The 2,798-nt window shown below is 66.7% G+C and carries 4 protein-coding genes; 2 read left to right on the forward strand and 2 right to left on the reverse strand.

All coding sequences use genetic code 11. From position 1 onward, the window contains the following. On the forward strand, nucleotides 1–423 hold a 423-nt coding region (locus tag RMO04_RS12905), incomplete at its 5' end, for a helix-turn-helix domain-containing protein (RefSeq protein WP_309645187.1). A gap of 58 nt (nucleotides 424–481) precedes the next feature. Here RMO04_RS12905 and RMO04_RS12910 read toward each other — a convergent pair. Further along, complete coding sequence (locus tag RMO04_RS12910) at nucleotides 482–1,081, reverse strand: SOS response-associated peptidase family protein (RefSeq protein ID WP_309645188.1); 600 nt, start codon at nucleotides 1,079–1,081, stop codon at nucleotides 482–484. A gap of 63 nt (nucleotides 1,082–1,144) precedes the next feature. Between RMO04_RS12910 and RMO04_RS12915 the strand changes: the two genes are divergently transcribed. Further along, nucleotides 1,145–1,456, forward strand: a complete 312-nt coding sequence (locus RMO04_RS12915; RefSeq protein WP_309645189.1) for a low affinity iron permease family protein — start codon at nucleotides 1,145–1,147, stop codon at nucleotides 1,454–1,456. 124 nt (nucleotides 1,457–1,580) lie between these two features. On the opposite strand, the gene pnp is transcribed toward RMO04_RS12915, so the two are convergent. Beyond that, nucleotides 1,581–2,798, reverse strand: a 1,218-nt coding sequence (pnp, locus tag RMO04_RS12920; protein WP_309645190.1) for a polyribonucleotide nucleotidyltransferase, incomplete at its 5' end; no start/stop codon positions are given.

Consider the following 2,798-nt stretch of genomic DNA (forward strand, 5'->3'; position numbering starts at 1 on the left):
CGCTTCACAGACAGCGTGCGCGAACTGGAAGGCGCCTTGAACACCCTCATCGCCCGCGTGGGCGGCGATATCGCCCGCCTCAGCCTGGACGAGGCCCAGACCATCCTGCGGCCCCACCTGGCCTGCAACGAACGCCGGGTGACCGTCGACCAGATCCAGAAGGTGGTGGACGAACACTATCAGCTCAAGCAGGCCGACATGATCTCCGAGCGCCGCGCCCGCGCGGTGGCCCGGCCCCGCCAGGTGGCCATGTGGATCGCCAAGCAGATCACCACACGCTCCCTGCCCGACATCGGCCGCAGGTTCGGCGGCCGCGACCACACCACAGTGCTGCATGCGGTACGCCGGATCGAGGCGTTGAAGGCCGAGGATCCGATGATCGCCCGCGACGTGGACGTCCTGCTGCGCAAGCTCAGGGGTTGATCCCGCCTCGATAGGCTGGAAGCCGAAGGCCCGCCCTCACCGGCGGGCCTATCGCGTTCTAGTCCGCCAGGTCGACGCCGTACCGGCGCACGGTCTGTACCGTCAGCGACCCCATTGTGCCTGGCCTTAGCAGCTCGCGCTCCGGCCTCGCCAGGGTCAGCCAATCCATCCCGGCCTCAGGGCCGAAGGTGACGATCTGGCGGTCGTGGAAGGGCGCGACGTCCTGCCCGGGCTCGGTGGTCAGCAGGCTGAAACAGCCTTCCTTGACGACGCCCGCGATCCAGAACCAGTCTTCGCCTGTCAGGGTGAAGCGGTGGCGATCCTTGAGCTTCACGCCCTTGGCCTGCGGCGCGGTGTACTCGAAGAAGGCGTCGGCGAGGACCAGCACCCGGTCGCTGTGTCCGAAATCCCGGCCCTCGGATCGGAAGTTGAAGACCGGCGCGCCGCGCGGCCCCGGCCAGGCCCAGGTCACCGCCGCGCCCTCCAGCCCGCCGTTTCGCAGACGGACGACGACCGCCGTGTCGCGGATCCGTATCGACGGCTGGGCGTCCAGATTAGGGACCTGGCCCTCGTGCCAGCCGAACAGCGGCAGGGCGCGCTTGTCGAACTCCTCGATGGCGTCGGCGAGCTGTTTCTGGCGGGCGAACTCGTTGCACATGGGCGGACGTTAGCGCGCCTTCCGACGGCTGCAACGCCTCACAGCCTTCGCCGTTCTAGTGGCATGACCCAGACGATCCTTCACCGAGGCCTCGACGCCTCCGGCCGCCTCTTCACCCACCCCGCCTCGCTGCTGGCCATGGCCGCCTTCATCGGCGCCTGGGCGGTCTTCGAGCCGGACACCCTGGACTGGCACGCCGCCGCCACCATCATCACCTACGCCATGGCCGTGGTGATCGAGCGCAACGCACGGCGCGACACCACCGCCGTACAGGCGAAGCTCGATGAACTGATCCACGCCACGCAGGGCGCACGCAACGAGATCGCAGCCGTGGAGGATCGTTCGCTGGACGAGATCGAGGCGAAGCGACGCTAGGGCTTGGCTGCAGCGTAGGCCACCACCAGGGGCGGCAAGGCGAGGCAAGTTACGCCGGCGCCACAACGAAAAGGGCGGCCGCATCGCTGCGGCCGCCCCCTCGAACTCTATCGACGAAAAGCGTTTAGGCTTCTTCGGTCTCGGTCGCCTTGGAGGACAGGTCTTCACCGGTCTCCTGGTCGACGACCTTCATGCTGAGGCGGGTCTTGCCGCGATCGTCGAAGCCCAGGAGCTTGACCTTCACGGACTGGCCCTCGACCAGAACGTCCGACACCTTGCCGACGCGATCGTTGGAGATCTGGCTCACGTGAACCAGGCCGTCCTTGGCGCCGAAGAAGTTCACGAAGGCGCCGAAGTCGACGATCTTCACGACCTTGCCGGTGTAGATGGCGTTCAGCTCGGGTTCCGAGGCGATGGACTTGATCCACTCCTTGGCCGCGTCGATCTTCGACTGATCGCTGGCCGAGACCTTGATCGTGCCGTCGTCCTCGATGTCGACCTTGGCGCCGGTCTTTTCCACGATCTCGCGGATGACCTTGCCGCCCGACCCGATCACTTCGCGGATCTTGTCGACCGGGACCTTCATGGTCTCGATCTTGGGCGCGAACTCGCCCAGTTCCTGACGCGGCGCTTCCATGGCCTTGGCCATCTCGGCGAGGATGTGCTTGCGGCCACCCTTCGCCTGTTCCAGCGCCTGCTTCATGATCGCCTCGGTGATGCCGGCGATCTTGATGTCCATCTGCAGGGAGGTGATGCCGTCCTCGGTGCCGGCGACCTTGAAGTCCATGTCGCCCAGGTGATCTTCGTCACCCAGGATGTCCGACAGGACCGCGAAGCCGTCCGATTCCAGGATCAGGCCCATGGCGATGCCGGAGACCGGCTTCTTCAGGGGCACGCCCGCATCCATCAGGGCCAGCGACGAACCGCAGACCGAGGCCATCGAGGACGAGCCGTTGGACTCGGTGATCTCGGAGACCAGGCGGATGGTGTAGGGGAAGTCTTCCTGCTTCGGCAGCATCGGACGGATCGCCCGCCAGGCCAGCTTGCCGTGGCCGACTTCGCGGCGGCCCGGCGCGCCCATGCGGCCCGTTTCCCCGACCGAGAAGGGGGGGAAGTTATAGTGCAGCATGAACTTCTCGTAGTACTTGCCTTCCAGCGCGTCGATCAGCTGCTCGTCGTCGCCGGTGCCCAGGGTGGCGACCACCAGGGCCTGGGTCTCGCCGCGGGTGAACAGCGCCGAGCCGTGGGCCCGGGGCAGGACGCCCACTTCCGAGACGATCTGGCGAACCTTGTCGACGGTGCGGCCGTCGATGCGGATGCCGGTGTCCAGGATGTTGCGACG

The organism is Phenylobacterium sp., assembly GCF_031412415.1.
In the GTDB taxonomy this organism is placed as follows: domain Bacteria; phylum Pseudomonadota; class Alphaproteobacteria; order Caulobacterales; family Caulobacteraceae; genus Phenylobacterium.